Origin of the sequence: Mesorhizobium sp. B2-4-14 (assembly GCF_006442155.1) — a bacterium.
Classification (GTDB): domain Bacteria; phylum Pseudomonadota; class Alphaproteobacteria; order Rhizobiales; family Rhizobiaceae; genus Mesorhizobium.
Genome location: NZ_VFVA01000047.1, coordinates 1 through 23,577, shown reverse-complemented (window position 1 = coordinate 23,577; position 23,577 = coordinate 1). Strand labels below are relative to the sequence as shown.

Below are 23,577 nucleotides of genomic sequence, written 5' to 3'. Positions count from 1 at the left end.
GAATTTCCTAAACGAAGCCGCCTTCCACGCAAGCTTTCGAGCCGGTCCCAAACCGTAATCGAAAACCCATGTCGCCACCATGTGGACAAAATACGGCAAGCCCTGGATTTCGTGACCGCGCACCGGAAATAAAGGCAGCTTGTGTTGTCGTCGCGCAACGCCGCCTCCGGTTGCAGGCCCCATGAGGCATGTCAGCCCCCGGTTGCGGTTCCGGCCCGGGCGGAAGCGAACAGCGCAACAGCGTTGGCTATGCTTTGCGCGGCCTTGCCGCGCCACTCGGTGTTGAGGAGCTGCGCCTCGTCCTTGGCGTTCGAGAGATAGCCGAGCTCGACCAGCACGGATGGCACGTCTGGCGCCTTCAGCACCTTGAATCCCGCGGAACGTTGCGGATTGTTGATGAGGCCCACGCTGGTCGACAGCTGGCCGACCAATGTGTGGGCAAAACTCATCGAGAAGGTGTGCGTCTCGCGGCGGATCAGATCGATCAGGATGTCTGTCACTTCCTTGTTGTCGTCCTTGATAACCATGCCGGCGAACTGGTCGGAGAGATTTTCGCGGTCGGCAAGCGCCTGTGCCTCGGGGTCCGACGCCTTGTCGGAGACGGTGTAGACGGTGGCGCCACGGATGCCCTTGACGCTGATCGTATCGGCATGGATCGAGATCAGCAGGTCTGCCTCATGCTGGCGGGCGATGCGCACGCGGTCGTCCAGGCGCAGATATTCATCGGTGTCACGCGTCATGAAGACATCGTATTTGCCGATAGCCGCGAGCTTGTCGCGCAACTCCGTGGCAAACGCCAGTGTGACGTTCTTCTCGATGGTGCCGTTCAGGCCCTCGGCGCCGCCGTCGATACCGCCATGGCCGGGATCGAGGACGACGGTGAAGCGGTGGCCCGGATTGGAGACCGGGCCGGTGCCGACCCGCCCACCCTTGTCGGTCGAAACCGTGGAGCCGGTGGTCAACGCCTGGTTGGCAAGGGCGATGTCGAACTCCCGTTCGGAGGCGGCCGACATGTCGATGGCGATGCGGTAGCCGGTTCCGTCCTCGTTCTTGAGCACATCGAGCTTGTCGACGGCGAACGGTCCCTTGCCGGTGAGGATCAGCCGCGAAACGCCGTCGCCGATCTCGCCCAGCTGCACACCCTTGACCAGGCCGCGCGGCTTCAGATCCTTGGCGTCGATGGCCAGCCTGCTATTCGCAAGGTCGATGACCAGACGATTGGGCCCACGCAGCAGGAACCATTTGATGTCCGGCTCGCGATCGAAATCCATGACGATGCGCATCTTGGTGGCATCGCCCGCCATCTTGTAACCCTTCGCCACGAGCGGTGCATCGGCGGCACTGGCAACGGAGGAGCACGCAAGGAAAATCGCCATCAGCAGCAGGAGACGGAAGGCGCCGAGAATCTGGCCGCCAACACGACATCCCTTGTCTGTGAAGTCTGCCAGTCCCATCTCTCTTCCATTCGCTCACGGTTTGGCGCCAGGCGCCTGCTCGTTTCATCGAAGTGCCGGTTAGGCCGCGAACTCGATTAACGATTGGTATCCAGAGAAGGTTAACCAAGCCTTTTCATGCAAGGTCGGAACCCAGGTTACGCTGCGGAACTGCTTTTTGCCGGCATCGGAAATCGGGGTTGCCTTCCAACCCGCCAAATCATAAAAGCGATAGTGGATCACTGCAATCCTGGAACCGCCCTCCTCCGCAGCTTCCTGCTACAGGGTCAGATGAAAGGCGGCTCCTTTCGCTTCACGCGAGAAGGCTACAGGTGATCGCGACGAATTTCGCAGGTGTGCGCCCGTGGCGGGGGAATCGCCTGCGTGAGGAAAACGGCCGGGTTTGTTCCCGTGCCGGCTCTGTATGAGCAAACAAGCTGGTCCGGTTTCCGGGCTTTGGTTCAAAGGTTCTGCTGGTGACGATGGCTTCAAGCGCAATCATGGAAAGGTCCGCATCAAACCGCGCCAATATGGCTGCGGGCGGCACCGCCATGACACGCAGGCAGCGTCCGGCGGACGTTCAATTATCCGGCACCCACATTCATCCAGACACACAGCAGCGGGCTTTGCCCCGCCAGCTGCGGCTGACGGCTGCCGGGGGGAAACGAAATAATGCCCAACAAAATGCTGATAGACGCCTCCCACCCGGAGGAAACACGCGTTGTCGTCGTACGCGGTAACCGTATCGAAGAATTCGACTTTGAATCCCAGGACAAGAAGCAGCTCAAAGGAAATATCTATCTCGCCCGCGTAACGCGCGTCGAACCCTCCCTTCAGGCAGCTTTTGTCGAATATGGCGGCAACCGTCACGGTTTTCTCGCCTTCAGTGAAATACATCCCGACTACTACCAGATTCCGGTCGCCGATCGTCAGGCACTGCTGCGCGCGGAAGCGCAGGAGGCCGAAGACGAGGAGGACGAGGATGGCGATGGCGACGATCGCCAGAACCGTGACCGCGGACGGCGCGGACGCCGGCGCGGCGGCAAGAGCCGCGACCGTGCCGAGCACAAGCGCGATGCCGGTTCAGCCGATTCCGACGAGGCAAACGAAGCCGCCGGCGAGACAGGTGAGGACAACGGCCGTGGCGCTGACGTCATCGCCGAGGACACCTCCCACGTTTCGGAAACCATCGAACATACGGCGGATACCTCCGAACACGCCGATGCATCCGAACACGCCGATGAATCCCATCATGATGAAGGTCCTTCCGAACAGGGCGACTCTTCTTCCGAAGAGGGCGAAAACGAGACCCGCGACGCCGGTTCTACTTCGATCGCCGCCTCCGTCGAAGCCGATGTGATTTCCGAGCCCGCCCCGCAGGCTGAACAGGGCAGCGAAGCCACCTCCACCGACAATGATCGTGGCATGCTGGAGGAGGTGCAGTCCTCGCATCCCGACGATCATGAGGTCGAATCGGTCGGTGCGGAGGATGCGCTGGAAGAAGTGCGCAACCGCCGCAAGCCGGTGCGCCGCCAGTACAAGATCCAGGAAGTCATCAAGCGTCGGCAGATCCTGCTGGTGCAGGTCGTCAAGGAAGAGCGCGGCAACAAGGGCGCCGCACTCACCACCTATCTGTCGCTTGCCGGCCGTTATTCGGTGCTGATGCCGAACACGGCGCGCGGTGGCGGCATTTCACGCAAGATCACCAGCGCGGTCGACCGCAAGCGTCTCAAGGAAGTCGTTGCCGATCTTGAAGTGCCGCAAGGCATGGGCGTCATCCTGCGCACCGCCGGCGAGAGCCGCACGAAGGCCGAGATCAAGCGCGACTATGAATATCTGATGCGGCTCTGGGAGAACGTGCGCAATCTCACGCTGCAATCCACAGCCCCTGCCCTCGTCTATGAGGAAGGCAGCCTGATCAAGCGCTCCGTGCGCGACCTCTACAACAAGGATATCGACGAGATCCTTGTCTCGGGCGAGGAAGGCTATCGCGAGGCCAAGGACTTCATGCGCATGCTGATGCCGAGCCACGCCAAGGTGGTTCAGCCGTTCCGCGACACAACGCCGATCTTCGTGCGCAACGGCATCGAGGCGCAGCTCGACCGCATGCTGCAGCCGCAAGTGACGCTGAAGAGCGGCGGCTACATCATCATCAACCAGACCGAGGCGCTGGTCGCCATCGACGTCAATTCGGGGCGCTCCACCAAGGAGCACTCGATCGAGGACACCGCGCTCCACACCAATCTGGAAGCGGCCGAGGAAGTTGCCCGCCAGCTCAGGCTGCGCGACCTTGCCGGCCTGATCGTCATCGACTTCATCGACATGGAGGAGAACCGTAACAACCGCTCCGTCGAGAAGCGGCTGAAGGATCACCTCAAGAACGATCGCGCGCGCATCCAGGTCGGCCGCATCTCGCATTTCGGCCTGATGGAAATGTCGCGTCAGCGCATCCGCGCCAGCGTGCTGGAATCGACCATGAAGCCGTGTCCGCATTGCGGCGGCACCGGCCATGTGCGCTCCGATTCATCGGTGGCGCTGATGGTGGTTCGGGCGATCGAGGAATTCCTGCTCAAGGATTCGCGCAGCCACATCACGGTTCGCACGCCTGCGGCAACGGCACTCTACGTGCTCAACCACAAACGCGGCACGCTGGTGGAACTGGAAAGCCGTTTCGGCCTGACCATCACCATCGAGGCCGACGATGCGGTAGGCGCGCAGCACTACGCGATCTTCCGCGGCGCTCTGGCCGAAAAGCCCGAAGGCTTCGTCGAGGTGCGCAGCCTGCCGGCCTATGTCGAGCCGGAAGAGCCCGAGGACGAGATTGTCGTCGTTGACGAAGAGGATGAGGCATCGGAGCAGGCAGAGCAGCCTCGCCAACAGCCGCAGCAGCACCAACAGCCGCGGCCTGCCGGTGGCGAGGATGGCGAAGGCCGCGACCGCAAGCGCCGCAAGCGCCGCAGACGTCGTGGCGGCAGGGATCGCGACCGTGAGCATGGCGCGCCGGCCGACGGCTCGTCCATCTCTGCTCCGGCCGGAGATTTCTCCGATCAGGCAGACGCGGAGGTCAATGACGAGACCGAAACCAACAATGCCGCCCCGGTCGCTGCCAGTGCGTCGGATGAGGCAACGCAGGCGTCGGACGACAGCCAGGGCAAGAAGCGCCGGCGCGGCAAGCGCGGCGGCAAGCGCAACCGTCGAGAAGACGGCGAAGGCGAGGCCGAGGCAAGTGCCGGCGAAACGACCGAGGCGTCCGAGGCTGATGCTTCGGAAAGCGAGCCCGCGTCGATCGAACCGGTTGCCGTTGCCGCGACGGAAGAGCCGGTAGTGGCTCCGGTCAGCGACGAGGTGCCAAGCACAGAGAAGCCCAAGCGGGCGCGCCGTGCGGCCAAACCGAAGAAGGCAACCGCCGAGGCCGTCGCCGAGACAAGCGTTGTCGAAGCGGCCGCGGAAACGCCGGTTGAGACTCCGGCGACCGCCGCTGAGGAAACAGTGGTCGCGGCTGTCGAAGAGGAGCCTTCAAAGGTTCGGCCATCGCGACGCAAGCCGGCCGCCATCGATGCACCGGTCGCGCCGGTGGTTTCGTCGACCGTCGACGATGAGCCGGAGGTCAAGACCGAGGAAAAGCCGAAGCGTGCCGGCTGGTGGCAGCGGAAAGGCTTTTTCTAAGCCTTTCAACGGATTGAAATGATTTCTTGATAAAAAAATCCCGCGCCAATCGACATACGGCGCGGGATTTTCATATCTGGCGGCCCAACACGGCGCGACGTTTTCAAGGCGCGAAGATCGACCAGTTCATCATCCTGGCCAGCTTTTCCAGCGCGATCGAACCCAGCTTGGAATTGCCGTTGGCATTGAGACCGGGCGACCAGACGGCAAGCGACGCGATGCCTGGCACGATGCCCAATATGCCGCCGCCGACGCCGCTCTTGCCGGGAATGCCGACGCGAAAGGCGAAATCACCGGAACCGTCATAGTGGCCGCAGGTCAGCATCATGGCGCCGATGCGCCGTGCCCGCTCGGCCGACACCACGGAATGGCCGGTCGCCGGGTTCTTGCCGCCATTGGCGAGGAACCGGCCGGCCATGGCCAGTTGCCGGCAACTCATGGCGATGGCGCAGTGGTGGAAATAGACGCCAAGCGCCAGTTCCGGCGCATGATTGAGGTTGCCGAAGGATTTCATGTAATTGGCGAGCGCGAAATTGCGATAGCCGGTGGCGCGCTCGGACGCGGCGACATCGCGGTCAATGATGATCGTCTCGTCATCGGCGAGGAACTGGATGAACCGCAGGATCTCGCCGATCGCCTCGCGCGGCTGGTGGCCGGCAAGCAGGATGTCGGAAACGACGATGGCACCGGCATTGATGAACGGGTTGCGCGGAATGCCGTTCTCGTGCTCGAGCTGGACGATCGAGTTGAAGGGATTGCCCGAGGGTTCGCGCCCTACCCGCTTCCACAACGCGTCGCCGACATTGCCGAGCGCGAGCGTCAGGGTGAATACCTTGGAGATGCTCTGGATCGAAAAGGCCTGTTCGGCATCGCCCGCCATCAGCACGCGGCCGTCATTGGTGACGGCGGCGATGCCGAATTTCCTAGGATCGACCTTGCCCAACTGCGGGATATAGGAAGCGACCTCGCCGCGATCGGTGCGTTCGGCCATTTCGGCGGCGACCTCGGCCAGCGCCTGCTCCAGTTCCGGCATGGCGCTACCTCAACCAGCGGTCGATGCGCGCCAGCGCCTCGACCATGTCGTCGTGGCTGCCGGCATAGGAAAACCGCATCGTGCGGTGCCCTGCCTGGGTGTCGAAGTCACGGCCCGGCGTCGCCGCCACATGCGCCTCGGCCAGCATCCTGCGCGCGAAGGCCATGCTGTCATTGGTGTGCCGGGTGACATCGCAAAAAGCGTAGAAGGCGCCGTCCATGGGCGCGGCCAGCGGGAAACCGAGTTCGGGCAGACGTTTCATCAGGAGCTCGCGATTCCAGGCGTAGCGACCCTTCACCGCTTCCAGTTCCTCGGTTGCGGCAAAAGCCTCGATCGCCGCGATCTGCGACAGTTCCGGCGGCGAGATGTAGAGGCTCTGGGCGATGCGCTCGACGGGCCGCACCAACTCTTCCGGCAAGACCATCCAACCGATGCGCCAGCCGGTCATGCAATAGTATTTCGAGAAGGAATTGATCACCGTCACGCTGCTGCCGTAGCGAAGCGCCGTCGTGTCAGGCGCGGCGTAGGCCAGCCGATGGTAGATTTCGTCGGAAATGACGGCGATCCCCAGGGCCTCCGCCGTGCTGATCAGCGCCGACAGTTCGTCGGCCGGTATGACCGCGCCGGTCGGATTGGCAGGACTTGCAAACAGCACGCCCTTCAGCGGCTTCTCGCGATGCGCGGTCTCCAGATGACCGGCATGCAAGTAAGCCTCATCGCCGAGTTCGATCTCGACCACGTCGATGCCGAGCGCCGCCATGATGTTGCGATAGGCGGGGTAGCCGGGCGCGGCGATGGCGACGCGGTCGCCCGGATCGAACATCGCCAGGAAAGCGAGATTGAAGGCCGCCGACGATCCCGTCGTCACCGCGATCCGGCCAGGATCGACATCGAGCCCATAATGATCGGCGTAGTGCTCCGCAATCGCTTTGCGCAGACCGGCCAGACCCAGCGTGTCGGTGTAGCCTATGCGGCCACTCTCCAGGGCCTTGGCCGCCGCGGCGCGAACGCGTGCGGGTGCCGGGTCGGACGGCTGGCCGACCGCCATGGAAATCACCGGCACGCCTTGGGCCTTCAGCCGGTTCGCTTCGGCCAGCACATCCATGGCGTGGAATGGCTCGACATTGCCGCGGCGTGAGAGTGAAACGACCATTTTATCCTGCCCCGATGATTGAGGATGCCGTGCCCCTGACGCACACGCCGCACAAATGCCCGATTGATGTGAGGATCACAAGTTGAGGAAGTTTTCCGGTGCCGACTTTTCATCTTTCGCCCGCTCGTCTACCAGTGGACACATTATGTTGAGCCGACCCAGACCGACGATAGCCCAGGCAGCGCGTGTCTTCGCCACGCTTTCGCTCGGCTTCGCCGTTGCCGTGGCGAGTTCGGTCACCGCCTTTGCCCAAGGCGTGCCTGTGATACGTGATGCCGAGATCGAGGCTCTGGTGCGCGATTACGCACGGCCGATCTTCAGGGCTGCCGGATTGGCGAATGATGGCATAGACATCGTGCTGGTCAACGATTCCAGCTTCAACGCCTTCGTCACCGGACGCCGGATGTTCATCAACACCGGCGCGCTGATGATGGCTGAGACGCCCAACGAAATCATTGGCGTCATCGCGCACGAAGCCGGCCATTTGGCCGGCGGTCACCAGCAGAAATTGCGTGACCAGCTCGAGCGCGCCAAGACGATGGCCGTCATCGCGACATTGCTTGGTGCCGGCGCGATCGTCGCCGGTGCGACCACCAACAGCCGCGGCCTTGCCGGCGCCGGCATGGGCGTCGCCGCCGGCGGCGGCGAGATGGCCCAGCGCAGCATCCTTGCCTACCAGCGCACCGAGGAGATCACGGCCGACCGCTCCGCGATCACCTATCTCAATGCCACCGGTCAGTCCGGCATGGGCATGCTGAAGACCTTTGCCCGCTTCCAGACGGCCTTGTCGTTGTCGGGCGCCCAGATCGATCCCTACCGGATCAGCCATCCGATGCCGCAAGAGCGAATCGCCAATCTCCAAGTGCTGGTCAAACAGAGCCCCAATGTCGACAAGCTCGATCCGCCGGCGCTGCAGCAGCGCCATGACATGATGCGGGTTAAGATCGCCGTCTACATGGGAGGCCAGGCCGCCGCGGCGCGGCTGATGCAAAAGATGCGGGGCAGCCTGGCCGCGCAATATGGCGATGCCCAGTCGACCTACCTTTACGGCAACCTTCCCGCAGCGCTCGTCAAGACCAACGCCCTGATCAAGGCGCAGCCCAAGAATGCCTACTTCCAGGAGTTGCGCGGCGACATACTGATGAAGGCGAACAAGCCTGGGGAAGCGGCGGAAGCCTACGCCAAGGCGGTCAGCCTCGATCCGGCGCGGTCCGGCCTGCTGCCTGTCTCGCTTGGCCAGGCGCTGATGGCCGTCGGTACACCTGACTCGCTCAAGAAGGCGATCATTCAGATCAACAATGGCCTGGGTCGCGATAAGGAAAATTCCGAGGGGTACCGTTATCTGGCGCAGGCTTACGGCGAACTGGGAGACATACCGGGTGCTGAGCTTGCCACGGCCGAAGGTCATTTCTATTCCGGCAACTACAAGGACGCGAAGATCTTCGCCATGCGGGCGCAGCAGCGGATGAAGCGCGGCGAGCCGCGCTGGATACGCGCCCAGGACATCATAAATTACAAATCGTCAGGCAAGATCTAGTAATCTCATGAACCTTTCGGCCACGCGCTGCGACACAGCCGGACCGGGAAAACAGGTAAAAGGAACGAAAACGATGAAAAAGGCACTGCTGCTGGGCACCACGGGGATCGCTGTAGCCCTTGCCATGCTGGCTTTCGGTTTCGTGGCCGGCAGCCCACAGATCGCGAAGGCCGGCACGACGCAGCCGGTCCAGACGGTGGCCGATACCAAGATCGACCGCACCGAGATCGAGGGAATCATCCGCGACTATCTCTTGAAGAACCCGGAAGTGCTGCTCGAGGTGCAGGACGCGCTGGAGGCCAAACAGAAGGAAGAGCAGCGCATCGCTCATCTTGGCGTCATCAAGGACGCCAAGGACCAGATCTTCAACTCCGCCTTCGACGGCGTCGTCGGCAATCCGAACGGCAAGGTGACGATCGTCGAGTTCTACGACTACAATTGCGGCTTCTGCAAACGCGCCATCGAGGACATGCGGGCGCTGACCAAAACCGATCCGGATCTGCGCTTCGTGCTCAAGGAATTCCCGATCCTCGGCCCGGATTCGCAGAAGGCGAGCTTCGTTTCGATGGCGTTTCACCTGATGATGCCGGAAAAGTACGGCGAGTTCCACAACGCGCTGCTTGGCGGCCAGGGACGCGCCACCGAGGCGACCGCGATCAAGATCGCGCTTTCGCTCGGTGCCGACGAGGCGACGCTGCGCGAGAAGATGAAGGACCCGTCGATCCCCGAGGCCTTCTCTAAGACCTATGATCTCGCCAACAAGCTGTCGATCACCGGAACGCCGTCCTATGTCGTCGGCAACGAGGTCGTGTTCGGAGCTCTCGGGCAGCAAGTGCTTGCGGAAAAGATCGAGGCGGCGAAAGCCGCGCTTTGATCCGCCGCGGGTTTTGCTCACGGTCGCATTTCGGCCTGTTGTGGACAGTGAAAGAACGCACTTGCGCTCTTTTCGCGGACGGCTATGCCCATTATAGAGAGCCAGCGCGGCGGTTTGATACCGGCGCCGGAAAAGGTCGGCTTTTTTGAAAACGGTTTTCGTCCTGAACGGTCCCAATCTCAACGCGCTCGGCAAGCGCGAGCCGGGCATCTATGGCGGCAAGACGCTTGCCGCGATCGCCGACGACTGCAAGCAGGCGGGCACATCGCTCGGGCTCGAGATCGATTTTCGCCAGTCGAACCACGAGGGCGATCTTGTCGACTGGATCCAGGAAGCCGGCGATAAGGCTGCCGGTATCGTCATCAACCCGGGCGCCTACAGCCATACATCGATCGCGATCCACGACGCCATTCGTTCGGTGGCGCCATTACCGGTCGCCGAAGTTCATCTTTCCAACATCCACGCGCGGGAATCATTCCGTCATGTCTCCATGGTCGCGCCGGTCGCCGTCGGCATGATCTGTGGTTTTGGGCCGCTCGGCTACACGCTGGCGCTGCAGGCGCTGGCCGCACGCCTATGACCGGTCAACAAACAGAAGGCTCGAAAATGTCCATAAAGAAGACCGGTGTTGACCAGCAGCTTATCCGCGATCTTGCGGGTATACTGAACGACACCAACCTGACCGAGATCGAGGTTGAACTGGGCGACCTGAAGGTGCGCGTGTCACGGCAGGCACCTGCCGTCCATGCGATTGCGGCGCACCAGCCCACTTATGCGCCGGCGGCTGCGGGCCAGCCTTCCAACGCGGCCGCCCCGGCGGCAGCGGTCGACGTATCGAAAAACGCGGTGGCCTCGCCGATGGTCGGCACCGCCTACCTGGCGCCGTCGCCGGACGCCAAGGCGTTCATCGAGATCGGCCAGAAGGTCAAGGAAGGCCAGACGCTGCTCATCATCGAAGCGATGAAGACGATGAACCAGATCCCCTCGCCGCGCGCCGGCACGGTGACGGCGATCCTGTTCGAGGACGCGCAGCCGGTCGAATACGGCATGCCGCTCGTCGTGATCGAGTAGAGCGGGTCGGATGTTCCAGAAGATCCTCATCGCCAATCGCGGCGAAATCGCGCTTCGGGTTCTGCGCGCTTGCAAAGAACTCGGCATCCAGACGGTGGTGGTGCATTCGACCGCCGATGCCGACGCCATGCATGTGCGGCTTGCCGACGAGAGCGTGTGCATTGGCCCGCCGCCATCGCGCGACAGCTATCTCAACATCCACCAGATCGTCGCGGCCTGCGAGATTACCGGCGCCGACGCCGTGCATCCGGGCTACGGCTTCCTGTCCGAAAATGCCAAGTTCGCCGATATCCTGGCCGCGCACAACATCACCTTCATCGGCCCGTCCGGCGACCATATCCGTATCATGGGCGACAAGATCGAGGCCAAGCGTACCGCCAAGCGTCTCGGCATTCCGGTCGTGCCAGGTTCCGACGGCGCGGTGAGCGAGGAGAAGGAAGCCAAGCGGATCGCCGCCGAGATCGGCTACCCCGTGATCATCAAGGCATCGGCCGGTGGCGGCGGGCGCGGCATGAAGGTGGCCCACAGCGAGGCCGACCTCGAAGTCGCCTTGCAGACTGCGCGCTCGGAAGCGGGCGCCGCCTTCGGCGACGACGCCGTCTATATCGAGAAATACCTGCAGAAGCCGCGCCACATCGAAGTGCAGGTGTTCGGCGACGGCTTTGGCCGCGGCGTGCACTTCGGCGAGCGCGATTGTTCGCTGCAACGGCGTCACCAGAAAGTCTGGGAAGAGGCCAATTCGCCAGCACTCAATGCCGAGGAGCGGTCCCGGATCGGCGGCATTTGCGCCAAGGCCATCGCCGATCTCGGCTATTCCGGTGCCGGCACGATCGAATTCCTCTACGAGAACGGCGAGTTCTATTTCATCGAGATGAACACTCGCCTGCAGGTCGAGCATCCGGTGACGGAAGCGATCACCGGCATCGATCTCGTGCACGAGCAGATCCGCGTTGCTTCCGGCGGCGGACTTTCGGTCAAACAGGAAGACATCAAGTTCAATGGCCACGCCATCGAATGCCGCATCAATGCCGAGGATCCGCGCACGTTCACGCCCTCGCCCGGCACCATCACCCATTTCCACACGCCTGGGGGTCTCGGCATCCGCGTCGATTCCGGTGTCTATTCCGGCTACAAGATCCCGCCTTACTACGACAGCCTGATCGGCAAACTGATCGTGCACGGGCGCAATCGCGTCGAATGCATGATGCGGCTGCGCCGGGCGCTTGACGAATTCGTCGTCGACGGTATCAAGACGACATTGCCGCTGTTTCGCGACCTGGTCGGCAATGCCGACATCGCCAATGGCGACTATGACATCCATTGGCTGGAAAAATATCTGGCCAAGGAAGAATAGTTCGGGGACGCGATGACCCGTCCTTACGCGCCTGGCTATCGCATACCCACCGACCTTCTGCTCAAGGCCTACGCCTCGGGCGTCTTCCCGATGGCCGAAAGTGCCGGTGATCCGGAGGTGTTCTGGGTGCGGCCGGAGACGCGCGGCATCATACCGCTCGACGATTTCCACATACCCAAAAGCCTGAAGAAGGCGATTCGCAGGAATCCGTTCGACATTCGCTTCGACTTCGATTTCGAGGCGACGATCGACGGCTGTGCCGAAAAGCGTGAGGAGCGCCGCTCGACCTGGATCAATGCGCCGATCCGCGAGGCCTATGTGCAACTGCACCGCATGGGTCATTGCCATTCGGTCGAGGCCTGGCGCGAAGAGCGGCTGGTCGGCGGCCTCTATGGCGTCTCGCTCGGACGGGTGTTCTTCGGCGAAAGCATGTTTTCCAAGGAGACAGATGCGTCGAAAATCTGCCTCGTGCACCTTGTCGAACGCCTGAAGTCACGCGGTTTCGCGCTGCTTGATACGCAATTCACCACCGAGCATCTCAAGCGCTTCGGTGCGGTCGACGTACCGCGCGGCAAGTATGAGAAGATGCTGGCGGAGGCTCTGAAGGGCGAAGCGGCCTTTTTCCCGTAAAGGATCTGCCTTACTTCACCGCGGCGGCTTCCAGCGGCGTCTGCGAATGGAACATCATCTTCCAGCCGTTGACGCGATGGACGTAGCCTGTGCTGACCAGCGCTGCGTAGGGTTCGCCATTCTCGCGCGTCGCATGGGCCTCATAAGTCAGCATGACGATGTCGCTGCCGGGTTCGATTATTCCTTTGAGCTCGATGTCCAGATTGCGCCACCGGTTGGGCTTCGACGCGGTCTTGGCCAGATCGGCGTTATCCATGGCCTGCGCCATCTGCGGAAACGCCACCAGGCACTCGGTATCGGCATTGGCCGCGTAGTAGGCCTCATCGCCCGTCCAGAACCCCTTTTCGAGTTCCAGCAATTCCGCCTTGTTGGCCGTAAGTCGCTTGCTGTCTGACATCGCAATATCCTCCACGCGCACCGATGCGCGGTCGTGCGTGGTCCAACGTGTGGTGGCCGCGACGGTTCCGGGGATCAGTTGGTCGTGGTCGTATCCGGTTCCGTGGGGTCGGACTGTTCCACGTCCGGAGTAGCCCCGGGCTTCGGCTTGGCCGAAGCGGGTTTGGGCTTGGCCGCGACAGGCTTCGAAGCGTCAGCCTTGGTGGCATCTGGCGCCGGTACATCCGACTTCTGCTTGCATTCCTTCAGCCAGACGTCATAGACGGCATGTTCGACGGCATTGAGACCCGGGCTTTCGGCAAACATCCAGCCGGTGAAGATGCGGCGGATCTTGCGGTCGAGCGTGATCTCGTCAACCTCGACGAAGGAATCGGTCTTCGGCTCCTCGTTCTGCGGCCGGGAATAGCAGACGCGCGGCGTCACCTGCAAAGCGCCGAACTGCACCGTCTCATTGATATAGACGTCGAAGGTGATGATGCGGCCGGTGATCTTGTCGATGCCAGCGAACTCGGCGACCGGATTGGTGATGCGATCGGATCCCGCGGGCGGCGCCGGCGCGGGTGCGGCGGGTGCAGCCGGCGCGGGCGAAGCCGCAAAGGCGGCGGTGCTGACGGCAAGGCCGGCGGCTAGCGTGAGACCGCCCGTCGATATCAGGTTGAAAAAACTCATACAGGGGTACCGGAGGTTCGCGCCCAGGTGATTCCGTCGATCGCCAAGGCTAATCGCCGTTTTCTGATCAGCAAGCAGCTAAACGCCAATTGTGGCGATAAAGGACCGGCCTGCACCTTTGCGCCGTTACAAACCGGGGCCGTTACGACCCGGGTGTCCAGGCATCGTAGTCGCCCGTGACCTGCGGGCGATGCTGGTTGGTCAGCACCGAGCCCTTCGGGCGATAGGCCGCCGGCGTACCGGTCAGATTGGGCTCATGCGGCTTCTGCCAGTCGCGCGGCTTATAATTGTCGCTCGGGGGTGCCGTATCGACCCGGTGATGGATCCAGCCGTGCCAGCCGGGCGGGATCGCCGAGGCTTCCGAATAGTTGCGGTAGATGACCCAGCGGCGCGTGCGGCCTTCCGAATCGATGCCGCCCTCGTAATAGACATTGCCGGTCTCGTCCTGGCCGACTTTCTTGCCGAATCGCCAGGTGTGCAGGCGCGTCCCCAGCGTCTGGCTGTTCCACCAGGTGAAAAACTGCGTCAGGAAAGTCTTCATTTCGGAACCCTTCGCGCTGGCGGCGCCTATTTCCTGCTTATGGCGTCAGGCCTTCGCGAAGGCAAGGGTTTTGCCGCCGGGAGTGCGCAAATGGCGCGCCAGAGGCCGGATACGAGCCTGTGATCCCTGCAAGCGGCAGGATGCACGCTTGCCAAGCCTTTCCGCTCTTTCTAAAGCTCAGCGCCGATGCGGGTATCCATCCGGCAACGGGCCGAAGGAGGTGACGATTGGCCACGCAATTGCCGACCACCGACGTTCGCATCGGCGCCGAGCTGATTCGTCGCCGCAAGGGCGGCACGCCCTTGGTCTGCCTGACAGCCTACACCTATCCCGTCGCTCGCCTGCTCGACCGCCATGTCGACCTGCTTCTGGTCGGTGACAGCGTCGCCATGGTTCTGCATGGCCATGAGACGACACTAGGCGCCTCGCTCGAGATGATGATCGCGCATGGTCAAGCCGTGATGCGGGGCTCTGCCAGGGCTTGCGTGGTTGTCGACATGCCGGCCGGGACCTATGAGGACTCGCCGGCGCAGGCAGTCGTCTCGGCGCGGCGCATCGTTGGCGATACCGGCTGCCAGGCAGTGAAACTCGAAGGTGGCGTCGGCATGGCCGGGCAGATCGCGGCGATCGTGGCCGCCGGCATTCCCGTGATGGGTCATATCGGCCTGCTGCCGCAATCCGTGGAAAAGGATGGCGGCTACAAGATCAAGGGCCGCACGGATGAGAATGTCGCGGCACTGATCGCCGACGCGCTCGCGGTCGAAAAGGCCGGAGCGTTCTCCGTAGTCATCGAAGGCACGATCGAGGCTGTCGCCGCCGATATCACACGCCGCATCGCCATACCGACCATCGGCATCGGCGCCAGCAGCAACTGCGACGGTCAGATCCTGGTGATCGACGACATGGTCGGGCTGACGGTCGACCGCGTGCCGAAATTCGTCAAGGAATACGCCGATCTGCGCAGCGTGATCGCGCAAGCCGCGCAGCGCTACGCATCGGAGGTGCGAAGCCGGACATTCCCCGGCCCCTCCCACATCTTTTCGAACACGAACGGCGGAGATGAGGCATGAACCGGCCTGACGTCGTCGACAGCATCGCCGCGCTTCGCGCGCGGGTTCGCGACTGGCGGCGCGATGGCCTGCGCGTCGCCATGGTGCCAACCATGGGCGCGTTGCATGACGGACATCTCTCCCTGATCCGGATCGCAAGGGAAAAAGCCGAGCGTTGCGTGGTGTCGATCTTCGTCAACCCGGCGCAGTTCGCGCCGAGCGAGGATCTCGAAAAATACCCGCGCCAGCTCGCCCGCGATCTGGATATGCTGGCAATGGTCAAGGCCAATCTTGCCTTCACACCGGCGGTTGACGCGATGTATCCCGCCGGCTTTGCCACCAGAATCTCGGTGGGCGGCCCATCCGCCGGGCTCGAATCAGACTTTCGCCCCACCTTTTTCGAGGGCGTCGCCACCGTGGTGGCCAAGCTCTTCCTGCAGGCAATGCCCGACTATGCGGTCTTTGGCGAAAAGGACTATCAGCAGCTCTGCGTCGTCAGGCAGCTCTGCCGCGACCTGGACCTGCCTCTCGACATCATCGGCGCGCCAACCATACGCGACACGCATGGCCTCGCCATGTCGTCACGTAACGCCTATCTCGGCGAGGACGAACTCCAGACCGCCCGGGAGCTCAACGTGATCCTGCGCAAGGCCGCAGCGGCGCTGGCGACAGGTGTCGGCCAGGAAGACGCGATCGCCGAAGCCATCCGCGCCCTGATCGCCACCGGTTTCCGGAAGGTCGACTATGTCGAGGCCCGCGAAAGCCTGACACTCGCGCCATGGCGGCACGACCGCGCGGGCCGCGTTCTCGCCGCCGCCTGGCTGGGAAAAACCAGGCTGATCGACAATGTGGCAGTTCCCGCCGCCCGAGTGTGAGCTTCAGCCTCCCGATCCGGTTCGCGAATCGGCATGCGCAAAATGAAACCCGAATTTGCCGGTACGGGAACTGTCGCCGCCGCTGCGCTCACGCTGACCTCGGCCTGTATCCTTCTCGTGCTCTGCACCCCTCGATCTATTCCTCGGTCGGCATATGCAGGTACATCGACTGAATGCCGACGCGGCCCGGCCCGGTGAAGCGATTGACGATGAAGTTCATGTTGGCGCCGAAGAAGCCGCTCGACAGGCGGTCGATCTTGGTTTCCATCCTGACCGAGGCATCCTTGAACAGCCAGCCGCCCGGCTCGATGTCGATGGTCTCGCCCGGTGCGAGCGTCTTTTCGAAGACATTGCCGTAACCGTGCAGCCAGACGATGCCGTCGCCGGCATCGCCGCGAAACCGGTCGATGAAGAAGCCGCTCTGGCCGAACAGCATCGTCGCCAGGCCTCGTACACGCTCGAATGTGTAGTCGATATTGCCGGTGGCGGCGAGAAACTGATGTTCGCGCACCTGGATTTCCTCGCCGCGCCTGAGATGGATCGGCACGATGTGACCTGGCCCGTCGCGGCTGAAGGCGATGATGCCCGGCCCCGACGCTTCGGTGACGAAAATCTGCATGCCGGCCATCATGCGCTTCAATGCGCCCTTCAGCGATTTCAGGCCGATGGTGATGCTGGAGTTCTTCCACAACAGGATGTGGTGCTCGAAATAGACAGGCATGCGCGTCACATCGACCGAAAGCACGGGCACAAGTTCGCCCGCTATGTGATAGGTGACGCCGCCAAAGGTTTCGTCCGACACCTGTGTCGGCATCAGTTCCGGCAAGCTTGGCATGATTCCCCCTAGCGCCATGCCGCCGGTCGACGACAGGCCGTCACAGGCGCGTCAGCCACAGCAGCATTTGCCGAGGACGACCGTCAAATGAAAGCTGCGGTTGAGGGAGCTGCTCGCAACAACGTGATGCAGTCCCCGGGAGAATCAGCGCTCAGCGCTCAGCGACCGCTCAAGGATAAGCTCCGCAATGCCGGACTGTCCCGACCCGTGGTTGTCGGTCCGGCCGATCTGGACGAAACCGTTCCCCAGATAGAAGGCGACGGCGCGCCTGTTCTGTTCCGCGACCTGAAGACGTATGGCGCGGGCTTCCGGAAAGCTCTCGATCACCTTGTCGAGCAACATGCCGCCGATGCCTCGGCCTTGCAGATCGGGTGCGACAAGAAGCTGGTGCAGATCGACCACGGCGCCGCCCTCAGCGCTTTCGGCATGGGCGACGCCGCCGATGCGTTTGCTATCGTCGGCGACCAGGAACTCGGCATTGGGCCGTTCCAGGCTCGCTTTCAGTTTCGCCGGCGAATACCAGATATCGATAACCTCATTGATCCGCCCGGCACCGTAGATCGCATCGTAAGTCGCATGCCAGGTTTCGACCAGCAGCGTGCGGATGGCACCGAGGTCGCGCTCTCCGGCGGTGCGCACGAACATGGCGGCTACTCTATGCCGAGCTTGGCCTTGACGAGGTCGTTGACCGCCTGCGGGTTGGCCTTGCCGCCGGTTGCCTTCATCACCTGACCGACGAACCAGCCGGCCATGGTCGGCTTGGCGCGCGCCTGTTCGACCTTGTCCGGATTGGCCGCGATCACCTCGTCGACCGCCTTCTCGATGGCGCCCGTGTCGGTGACCTGCTTCATGCCACGGCTTTCGACCAGCTGGCGCGGATCGCCGCCCTCGTTCCAGACGATCTCGAACAGGTCCTTGGCGATCTTGCCGGAAATCGTGCCATCCTTGATCAGGTCGATGACGGCACCAAGCTGATCGGGCGAAACCGGAGCGCTTTCAATGTCCTTGCCTGCCTTGTTCAATTGTCCGAGCAGATCGTTGATAACCCAGTTGGCGGCGAGCTTGCCGTCGCGGCCGGCAGCCACCTTCTCGAAATAGTCGACGATCGATTTTTCCGACACCAGGATCGAGGCATCATAGGTCGACAGCCCGAGAGAGGAGACCAACCGCGCCTTCTTGTCGTCGGGCAGTTCCGGCAATTCCCTGGCCAGTGCATCGACATAGGCCTGGTCGAACTCCAGCGGCAGAAGATCGGGGTCGGGGAAATAGCGGTAATCGTGCGCCTCTTCCTTGGAGCGCATCGAGCGGGTCTCGCCTTTGACGGCATCGAACAGCCGTGTCTCCTGTTCGATCTTGCCGCCGTCCTCCAGGATGGCGATCTGGCGGTGCGCCTCATAGTCGATGGCTTGGCCGATGAAGCGGATCGAGTTCATGTTCTTGATTTCGCAGCGCGTGCCGAAGGCCCCCCCTGGGCGGCGTACCGAGACATTGACGTCGGCTCGCAGCGAGCCTTCGTCCATGTTGCCGTCGCAGGTGCCGAGATAGCGCATGATGGTGCGCAGCTTCGTCACATAGGCCTTGGCTTCGTCGCCAGAGCGCATGTCGGGCTTCGACACGATCTCCATCAGGGCCACGCCGGAGCGATTGAGATCGACATAGGACATGGTCGGGTGCTGGTCGTGCAGCGACTTGCCGGCATCCTGTTCCAGATGCAGCCGCTCGATGCCGACCTCGATGTCTTCGAATTCGCCCTGGCGGTCGGGACCGACCGACACGATCACGGTGCCCTCGCCGACGATCGGCTGCTTGAACTGCGAGATCTGATAGCCCTGCGGCAGGTCAGGGTAAAAATAGTTCTTCCGGTCGAAGACCGACTTGTGATTGATCTGCGCCTTCAGGCCGAGGCCGGTGCGGATCGCCTGCTTGACGCATTCCTCGTTGATCACGGGCAGCATGCCCGGCATTGCCGCATCGACCAGGCTGACATTGGCATTGGGTGCCGCACCGAAAGCGGTCGAAGCGCCAGAGAAAAGTTTTGCCTCCGAAATGACCTGCGCGTGCACCTCGAGGCCGATGATGATCTCCCAGTCGCCGGTGGCGCCTGATATCAGGCGTTTTGCGTCGGGTGTGCGGGTATCGATGATGCTCATAGCCTGCCGTCAAATTTCGGATGAATGCCGAATGCGCTGCACATTCAGCAGGTACAAATCGTACCCGCTTCGCTAGTGCAAACCGCCAAAAGAGACAAGCGCAAACCCTCGGCGCTTGTGGGGACAGCGCATCCTCCACCACCTCGCACGGCGGTCCCTACAGCATCACAAGGGGGTCTGGAGCTCGTCCGCTCCGAACTCGACAACCGGTAGACCATCGGTTCCGCCGGCCGCCCTCCGACCGGCGGTTTTCTTTCATCGCCTCAGGCGGTGGCGATGTAGGCGCGTATTTCCTCGGCCTCGCGCTCGACATCCTCGATGCGACGCTTGACCACGTCGCCGATGGATATGATGCCATCCAGCAGGCCATCCTTCTCCACGGGCAGATGGCGGAAGCGCCCCCTGGTCATGATCTCCATCACCTCGTTGACGGTGTGGTTCTCATTGCAGATCTTCACCTTCGGCGTCATTGCCGAGCGCACTGCAATGTCGAGTGCGGCGGCTCCTTCCTTGGCGATCACCCGCACGATGTCGCGCTCGGAGAGGATGCCGACGATCTTTCGATCGCCATTGGTGATAACCAGTGCGCCGATCTTGTGTTCTGTGAGGATGCGGATGGCTTCACTGAGTTTTTCGTTTGGCCCGAGCGTCAACACGTCATGGCCTTTTTGCTCCAGAATGGCCTTAACCGTCATGGCGTCCTCCTCTACTTTGCCAACCGGTTCCTGCCCTGGCCGGCTTTCACTTGAGAGTGAACATCGTGCGCCGTGATCGGTTGCATTTCAAGTGTGATCGGGGGCTTCCCACTTTGGCGCCTGCCATCGCCGGTCGAACCAGCGCAGGCCGAAGAAGCCGGTGACAAAACCGCCAATATGGGCCTCCCAGGCGATCTGGCCCTCTACACCGGGGGCAAAGCCAAGCAGGCCGGTGGCAAGATTGATGATCATCCACATGGCGAGGAAGATCACGACGCCGCGCGAGCGCAAAACACTCGCGATCGGCAGCACGGGACCGGCGAAGGCCGCCTTGCCGGCCGAACGGTCGGTGCGGAAACCGAAACGCGCGGCCGCACCCATCATGCCCGATATGGCGCCAGATGCACCCACCAGCGGCGCCTCGCCATAAGGGTGCATGGCCCAGAACAGCGCCACGGAAGCCAGCCCGGTAGCAGCGAAGAACAGGGCGAACCAGAGCCCGCCAAGGCGATTGGCCAGTGGCGAGCCAAAGGCGGCAAGCCAGACCATGTTGATGGCGATATGGGCAAAGCCGCCATGCATGAAGGCATAGGTGAAGGGGCGGGTAAACAGGAACCAGTCGAAGCCGTACTGCCCGGTGTAAAGGACAGGGATGAAGGCCCCGTCGTACAGCAGCGTCATTTGCTGTGCATCGCTGAGTACGTACTGCTGCAGCAGATAGACGACCGCGCAAATGCCGATCACCGCCAGCACGATCGGCGGCAGGTTGAATACCGGCTCGCGCGCCGGCGGAGGCACGCTCTCGACCTGTTCGGTCTCGGAAGGATTTACCGGTTCGCTCATCTGCAATCGCACTCGGTGCTGGTTCGATCTGGCGAGCATCTAGATCACCGCCAATGGAACCGCAAACGGCGAATCGTCCCGGTGCGAATCAAAAGAAGCCGTCCAAGGTTTCCCTTGAACGGCTGGTCGAGTCCCCTGTTACCCCGAAACTCTTGACTGAAGTGCTGCCGATCGTCGCGAAACGACCGCTTTTGGAGTGGTTTTGGTGTGCCACAGGGCTCGCCTAGGCGCAACGTAAACTACTTGTTAACCTTAACGGCCCCGACCCGTGAACAAGTGTTAACGACGCTGGCACGCTTCCTGCTCCGCAACGCATGTAGGTCATCGGAGGGCGCCCTTCTGTTCACCGATGGGACATCAGACGACAGAATGCGCGGAGCAGCATACCATGAACCAAAACGGATCGATCACGCTGTTCCATTATTGGAACCGACTGCGTGACGGGCGCCCTGCTCCGAAGCGATCGGAAGTCGAGCCGGCCGATATCAAGTCGCTGTTGGCCGATACGTTCATCCTGGAAAGGGACACCCGCGGGCAAGCCGTATTCCGCCTCGCCGGCACCAGGCTCTGCGCCTGCTATGGCCGCGAACTCAAGGGGTTCTCCTTCCCGTCACTGTGGCGCGAGAAGGATCAGCGGCTGGTCTCGCGGCTGATTCAAGGAGTTTTCGACCAGAAATCCGTCGTGCTGATGATGTTCGAGGGGTTCAGCCGCAACGGCCGTTCCAACAAGTTCGAATTGCTTGCCTTGCCGCTTGACGGCGGCGTCGAAAACCCGCGCTGCCTCGGCGTGGTCAGCGCCGCGGAGAAGCCATTCTGGCTGGGTGCCGATCCGATCACGGACGCACTGATCGATTCTATCCGCGTCATCGACCCGGAGAAGGAGCTCCTGAACAACCGTCCGGCGATCAGCGTTCCCTCGCTCGTTCCCGACGACATCGAGGCGCCCGAAACGATCTCGGCACTCGGCCGCGCGCGCCGCATCCGCCATCTCGTCGTCTTCGATGGCGGGCGCGAGGAATAGTTGACAATCGTACGGTCCCGCCAGCCCGTTTTTCCCCTTTGTTAACCCGTTTTGTTGTAGTTCTCTGCTGAAGTTCCTCGCATCCACGCGCGGGAATGCCAAACGGGGTGTAGGCAGTCATGAGGTCAGCGGCGGTCGACTATGCGCCGTCCCAAGCTGAAAGGCGTAACTTTCAGCGCGTCCGGGTCAAGATATACGGGCGATTCATGCTGGAAGACCGCACCGAGCATCCTTGCCAGGTCGTCGACATGTCGCCCGGCAACGTCGCGTTGCGCACTGACCGCGTCGGCATGCCCGGCGAAAAGGTCATTGCCTATATCGACCATATCGGCCGCATCGAGGGCGTCGTCACACGTACGCTGCAGGACGGCTTCGCGATGACCGTGATTGCGTCCGACCGCAAGAAGGACAAGCTTGCCGCGCAATTGACCTGGCTTGCCAACAAGCACGAGCTTGACTTGCCGGAAGACCGCCGCCACGAGCGCGTGGCGCCGCGCAACCCGACCAGCGTGCTGCAGCTCACCGACGGCCGCCAGTACCAGTGCCGGATCATCGACCTGTCGCTGTCCGGCGCCGCGATCGAGATCGACGTCAAGCCGGCGATCGGCGTCCAGGTCATGCTGGGCACCATGCGCGGCCAGATCGTTCGTCATTTCGAGGATGGCGTCGCCATCGAGTTCGCCGTCATCCAGCGCCCCGAAACGCTTGATTCCGAGTTCAACACGCCGCGCGCCTGACCGGATCGGGCAGCACGCCTCAATCAAACCGGCCCTTCGCGGCCGGTTTTTTGTTGTGGCAACCGCCATTGAAATTTCTCGGAAGCGCCAGAACCGCTCTGACAGCCCGAGCGTCATCTGTGGTGCCTGATGCAAGGCCCCATACCTAACGGGCCGGACGCGATCCGAACAAATCAATACTCAAATGATTCAAATTTTATGTTTATTCTATGGACGTTTTACTTAATATATACTTCGCACCTTTGCGTCAAATAAATCCGCCTGTGGCAATGTCTCCTTCGAACGGGGAGACTAGAAATGAAAAAAACGAGGGGCAAGCTGTTGCTGATGGCAATGGCGATGCAGCTTTCCGCTTGGGGATCAGCATATGCCGCGGGACCGGCCTATATGCACACCGGCGGCCGCACGACTCAGCCCGTTGGCCATTATGAATTCTGCCAGCGCATCCCTGGCGAATGCAACGAAAAGACGCCAAAGGGCGCGCCGGTCGAGCTGACCCGCAAGCTCTGGGCGACGATCGTCAATATCAACAATTCAGTCAACACCCGCATCAAGCCGCGCACCGACATGGAAAACTATGGTGTCGAGGAGTACTGGGCCTATCCGGACAATGGCTATGGCGATTGCGAGGACTACGCGCTGGAAAAGCGCCGCGAACTCATGGATGTTGGCGTGGCCGCCGGCGACCTGCTGATGACTGTCGCGCGCCAACCCAATGGCGACGGCCACGCCGTGCTGACCGTGCGCACCAGCCTTGGTGAGTTCATTCTCGACAATCTGGAAACCAAGGTGCTGTCCTGGACGGACACCGACTACACCTATCTCAAGCGTCAATCGACGGAGAATTCCGGCGTTTGGGTGACGATCAACGACGGCCGCTCCGACGCGGTCGCCAGCGTCCGCTAGGGACGCAGATGCAGGCCGCGGCCTTGTGACAGCGGCATGCATGAACCGAGATCAAGCGCGTCGCCTTGACGCGACACGCTTAAGGAGAAACCCGGTCGAGTCCCCACCC

The 23,577-nt window shown here is 62.1% G+C and carries 23 protein-coding genes; 12 read left to right on the top strand and 11 right to left on the bottom strand.

All coding sequences use genetic code 11. The features are described from left to right. Window positions 1-191: 191 nt before the first annotated feature. A complete protein-coding gene (locus FJ938_RS26645; protein WP_140699088.1) occupies window positions 192-1,454 on the bottom strand; it encodes an N-acetylmuramoyl-L-alanine amidase in 1,263 nt (420 codons plus the stop codon). A 651-nt stretch (window positions 1,455-2,105) separates the two neighbouring features. On the opposite strand from FJ938_RS26645, the gene FJ938_RS26640 reads away from it, so the two are divergent. After that, a complete protein-coding gene (locus FJ938_RS26640) occupies window positions 2,106-5,099 on the top strand; it encodes a ribonuclease E/G (RefSeq protein WP_140699085.1) in 2,994 nt (997 codons plus the stop codon). Between the two features lie 103 nt (window positions 5,100-5,202). Here the strand turns inward: FJ938_RS26640 and FJ938_RS26635 are convergent, their stop codons facing one another. Beyond that, the gene (locus FJ938_RS26635) at window positions 5,203-6,132 is read right to left on the bottom strand and encodes a glutaminase (protein ID WP_140699082.1); all 930 of its coding nucleotides are present in this window, start codon (window positions 6,130-6,132) and stop codon (window positions 5,203-5,205) included. Between the two features lie 4 nt (window positions 6,133-6,136). After that, complete coding sequence (locus FJ938_RS26630; RefSeq protein ID WP_140699079.1) at window positions 6,137-7,285, bottom strand: aminotransferase class I/II-fold pyridoxal phosphate-dependent enzyme; 1,149 nt, start codon at window positions 7,283-7,285, stop codon at window positions 6,137-6,139. Between the two features lie 145 nt (window positions 7,286-7,430). Here FJ938_RS26630 and FJ938_RS26625 point away from each other — a divergent pair, with 145 nt between their 5' ends. The 6 genes from FJ938_RS26625 (at window position 7,431) to aat (ending at window position 12,751) form a co-directional block, all read left to right on the top strand. After that, a complete protein-coding gene (locus tag FJ938_RS26625; RefSeq protein WP_140699076.1) occupies window positions 7,431-8,822 on the top strand; it encodes a M48 family metallopeptidase in 1,392 nt (463 codons plus the stop codon). A gap of 73 nt (window positions 8,823-8,895) precedes the next feature. Then, a complete protein-coding gene (locus FJ938_RS26620; RefSeq protein ID WP_140699073.1) occupies window positions 8,896-9,696 on the top strand; it encodes a DsbA family protein in 801 nt (266 codons plus the stop codon). A 145-nt stretch (window positions 9,697-9,841) separates the two neighbouring features. Continuing rightward, on the top strand, window positions 9,842-10,276 hold the full coding sequence (aroQ, locus tag FJ938_RS26615) for a type II 3-dehydroquinate dehydratase (RefSeq protein WP_056566522.1): 435 nt from the start codon (window positions 9,842-9,844) through the stop codon (window positions 10,274-10,276). A 26-nt stretch (window positions 10,277-10,302) separates the two neighbouring features. Beyond that, complete coding sequence (gene accB, locus FJ938_RS26610) at window positions 10,303-10,767, top strand: acetyl-CoA carboxylase biotin carboxyl carrier protein (protein WP_140699070.1); 465 nt, start codon at window positions 10,303-10,305, stop codon at window positions 10,765-10,767. 10 nt (window positions 10,768-10,777) lie between these two features. After that, entirely contained in the window at window positions 10,778-12,121 is a 1,344-nt protein-coding gene (gene accC, locus FJ938_RS26605; protein ID WP_140607473.1) for an acetyl-CoA carboxylase biotin carboxylase subunit, read from the top strand. A 12-nt stretch (window positions 12,122-12,133) separates the two neighbouring features. Further along, window positions 12,134-12,751, top strand: coding sequence for a leucyl/phenylalanyl-tRNA--protein transferase (gene aat / locus FJ938_RS26600; RefSeq protein WP_140699067.1), 618 nt, complete (start codon window positions 12,134-12,136; stop codon window positions 12,749-12,751). Between the two features lie 10 nt (window positions 12,752-12,761). Here the strand turns inward: aat and FJ938_RS26595 are convergent, their stop codons facing one another. The 3 genes from FJ938_RS26595 to FJ938_RS26585 form a co-directional block, all read right to left on the bottom strand. Continuing rightward, window positions 12,762-13,148, bottom strand: coding sequence for a hypothetical protein (locus FJ938_RS26595; RefSeq protein WP_140607475.1), 387 nt, complete (start codon window positions 13,146-13,148; stop codon window positions 12,762-12,764). Window positions 13,149-13,222: 74 nt separating this feature from the next. Beyond that, window positions 13,223-13,816 (bottom strand): DUF2155 domain-containing protein, encoded by a 594-nt coding sequence (locus FJ938_RS26590; RefSeq protein ID WP_140699064.1) that lies wholly within the window; start codon window positions 13,814-13,816, stop codon window positions 13,223-13,225. Between the two features lie 142 nt (window positions 13,817-13,958). After that, window positions 13,959-14,357, bottom strand: a complete 399-nt coding sequence (locus tag FJ938_RS26585) for an NADH:ubiquinone oxidoreductase subunit NDUFA12 (RefSeq protein ID WP_140607477.1) — start codon at window positions 14,355-14,357, stop codon at window positions 13,959-13,961. Between the two features lie 227 nt (window positions 14,358-14,584). On the opposite strand from FJ938_RS26585, the gene panB reads away from it, so the two are divergent. Together panB and panC are read left to right on the top strand one after the other, a co-directional pair. Continuing rightward, entirely contained in the window at window positions 14,585-15,427 is an 843-nt protein-coding gene (panB, locus tag FJ938_RS26580) for a 3-methyl-2-oxobutanoate hydroxymethyltransferase (RefSeq protein ID WP_140699061.1), read from the top strand. Further along, window positions 15,424-16,281 (top strand): pantoate--beta-alanine ligase, encoded by an 858-nt coding sequence (panC, locus tag FJ938_RS26575; RefSeq protein WP_140699058.1) that lies wholly within the window; start codon window positions 15,424-15,426, stop codon window positions 16,279-16,281. The genes panB and panC overlap by 4 nt, the downstream gene beginning before the upstream one ends. A gap of 136 nt (window positions 16,282-16,417) precedes the next feature. On the opposite strand, the gene FJ938_RS26570 is transcribed toward panC, so the two are convergent. From FJ938_RS26570 to FJ938_RS26550, 5 genes are all read right to left on the bottom strand, one after another. Next, a complete protein-coding gene (locus FJ938_RS26570; RefSeq protein WP_140699055.1) occupies window positions 16,418-17,116 on the bottom strand; it encodes an AIM24 family protein in 699 nt (232 codons plus the stop codon). A 144-nt stretch (window positions 17,117-17,260) separates the two neighbouring features. Then, window positions 17,261-17,761, bottom strand: coding sequence for a GNAT family N-acetyltransferase (locus FJ938_RS26565; RefSeq protein WP_140699052.1), 501 nt, complete (start codon window positions 17,759-17,761; stop codon window positions 17,261-17,263). Between the two features lie 5 nt (window positions 17,762-17,766). Then, complete coding sequence (gene gatB / locus FJ938_RS26560; RefSeq protein ID WP_140699049.1) at window positions 17,767-19,266, bottom strand: Asp-tRNA(Asn)/Glu-tRNA(Gln) amidotransferase subunit GatB; 1,500 nt, start codon at window positions 19,264-19,266, stop codon at window positions 17,767-17,769. A gap of 263 nt (window positions 19,267-19,529) precedes the next feature. Further along, window positions 19,530-19,961: a CBS domain-containing protein gene (locus tag FJ938_RS26555; protein ID WP_140607483.1), complete on the bottom strand. Its 432-nt coding sequence runs from the start codon at window positions 19,959-19,961 to the stop codon at window positions 19,530-19,532. A gap of 87 nt (window positions 19,962-20,048) precedes the next feature. Further along, window positions 20,049-20,804 (bottom strand): rhomboid family intramembrane serine protease, encoded by a 756-nt coding sequence (locus FJ938_RS26550; protein ID WP_140607484.1) that lies wholly within the window; start codon window positions 20,802-20,804, stop codon window positions 20,049-20,051. A 388-nt stretch (window positions 20,805-21,192) separates the two neighbouring features. Here FJ938_RS26550 and FJ938_RS26545 point away from each other — a divergent pair, with 388 nt between their 5' ends. The 3 genes from FJ938_RS26545 (at window position 21,193) to FJ938_RS26535 (ending at window position 23,468) form a co-directional block, all read left to right on the top strand. Continuing rightward, a complete protein-coding gene (locus tag FJ938_RS26545; RefSeq protein WP_140607485.1) occupies window positions 21,193-21,825 on the top strand; it encodes a PAS domain-containing protein in 633 nt (210 codons plus the stop codon). Between the two features lie 119 nt (window positions 21,826-21,944). Beyond that, on the top strand, window positions 21,945-22,562 hold the full coding sequence (locus tag FJ938_RS26540) for a PilZ domain-containing protein (RefSeq protein WP_091578409.1): 618 nt from the start codon (window positions 21,945-21,947) through the stop codon (window positions 22,560-22,562). 297 nt (window positions 22,563-22,859) lie between these two features. Further along, window positions 22,860-23,468, top strand: a complete 609-nt coding sequence (locus FJ938_RS26535; RefSeq protein ID WP_140699046.1) for a transglutaminase-like cysteine peptidase — start codon at window positions 22,860-22,862, stop codon at window positions 23,466-23,468. The last annotated feature ends 109 nt before the right edge of the window (window positions 23,469-23,577 follow it).